Origin of the sequence: Micromonospora sp. NPDC005291, assembly GCF_040607415.1 — a bacterium.
Lineage (GTDB): Bacteria > Actinomycetota > Actinomycetes > Mycobacteriales > Micromonosporaceae > Micromonospora.
In genome coordinates this window covers 1-1,979 of sequence record NZ_JBEXGR010000059.1, presented here as the reverse complement: position 1 = coordinate 1,979, position 1,979 = coordinate 1, and the positions used below count along the sequence as shown (strand labels likewise).

The 1,979-nt window shown below is 67.7% G+C and carries 1 protein-coding gene; it reads left to right on the top strand.

The window, feature by feature from the left end:
* Positions 1–12: 12 nt before the first annotated feature.
* Positions 13–1,979: condensation domain-containing protein (locus ABZT18_RS32075; RefSeq protein ID WP_355253284.1), on the top strand; the 1,967-nt coding region annotated here is incomplete at its 3' end.

The window sequence follows — 1,979 nt, the reverse complement described above, 5'->3', positions numbered from 1 at the left end:
GGTGGTAGTCATGTGCGCATCGATCTGGAGGGTCACGGGCGGGAGGATCTGCACCCCGATCTTGACCTGACCCGGACTGTTGGCTGGTTCACCACCATCAGCCCCCTGCGGCTGCCCGTCGGTGATCTGCGCACTGTCAAGGAACACCTGCGGCGGCGTCCCCGCAACGGCATCGGCTACGGACTGCTGACCCGCGCCCACCCCGCTCTCACCGCGACCCCCGCCCAGATCAGCTTCAACCACCTCGGCGAGGTGCAGGAGACACTGGCCGGCTCCGAGGTCACCGGCGCCGATGTCGGTCCGGAGAACGAACGGCGCTATCTGATCGACGTCGTGAGCCGGGTCCAGGACGGCGAGCTCATTCTGCAGTGGACGTACCACCCGGATGTCCACCGCCCGGAGACGATCGAGCGGGTCGCGCGGGACATGACGGAGGCTCTGCGGCGGCTGGTCGAGGACGCTCGTCGCGATGACGTCGACAATTACAGCCCGTCGGATCTGCCGGCGAGTGCTCTGTCCCAGGCCGAGATCGATGCTCTTCGGGAGCACCCGTCCTGGCACGGCAGCGGTCTGGTTCGCCCGTTGGAGGACTGCTATCCGCAGACTCCGCTGCAGCAGGGTCTCTGGTTCCAGAGCCAGTACGCCCAGGGACAAGGCCTCTACCACGTGCAGGTCGTCCTGCGGGTCGATCAGCAGCTCGACAGTGCGTTGTTCCGGCGGAGCTGGGCTGAGGTCATGCGGCGCCACTCGATCCTGCGTACCAGTTTCTGGTCCGTGCCCGGTCACGAGCCGCTGCAACTGGTCTGGCGTGACATTCCGGTCCCGCTGACCGAGCAGGACTGGCGTGACGAACCGGTCGAGGCCCGGCTGGCCGACCACCTGCGGCAGGACCGCGACCGCGGCTTCGAGCCCCACGAGAACCCGCAGTGGCGCATCCTGCTCGCCCGCACCGGCGACGACGCCTACCAGGTCGTGCTGAGCGCCCATCACACGATCCTCGACGGCTGGAGCAACAGCCAACTGCTCGCCGAGGTCGCCGAGTGCTACGACGCGCTCGTCCACGATCGCCGGCCCGACCTGCACCCGGTCCGCCCCTACCGCGACTACGTCACCTGGCTGACGGAACAAGACATGGACCAGGCCGAACGGTACTGGCGCGACGTCCTGGACGGTGTCGGGCAGGCCACCGCGCTCAGCGTCGAGAAGAAGCCGGAACCCCGGCCGGAGGGCGTGCCGCCGGAGATCGTCACCGCGCTGGCCGGCGTGGAGCTCGACGAGGACGAGTCCGCCGCTCTGCAGGAGATGGCGCAGCAGCACCATCTGACCCTGAACACCGTCCTGCAGAGCTGCTGGGCGCTGCTGCTCAGCCGGTACAGCCGGAGCGACGACGTCGTGTTCGGCACCGTGGTGTCCGGCCGTCCGCCGGAGTTCGAGGGCGCCGAGCGGATGGTGGGCCTGTTCATCAACACCCTGCCGGTCCGCGTGCGGGTGCCAGGTGGGGCCGGCTGGCTCGACTGGTGCCGGGAACTGCAGGAGCAGAACACCCGGACCCGGCAGTACGAGTACAGCCCGCTGCTCCAGGTGCAGAAATGGAGCGACATCCCGGCCGAGGGCGAGCTCTTCGAGACGCTGTTCGTCTTCGAGAACTATCCGGTGGAGTCGCGCCCGGACAGCGCCCTGAGCTTCAGCGTGGTGGACGCCGAGGAACGCACCCACTTTCCGCTCAACGTGGTGATCAACCCGGGGAAGCGGCTCGGCATCAGCATCCTCTACGACTCGCAGCGCTTCGACCGGACGGTCGTCGAGGACATGCTCACGCACCTGCGGCAGCTCTGCCTCTCGGTGATCGCCTCGCCGCGACAGCAACTCGCCGTCATCCCCATGCTCCCGGGTTCGGAGCGGGAGCGGTTGGTGGGGGAGTGGAGTCGGTCGGGGTCGGGTTCGTTGTTTTCGGGGTTTTGGCATGAGTTGTTTGTTGA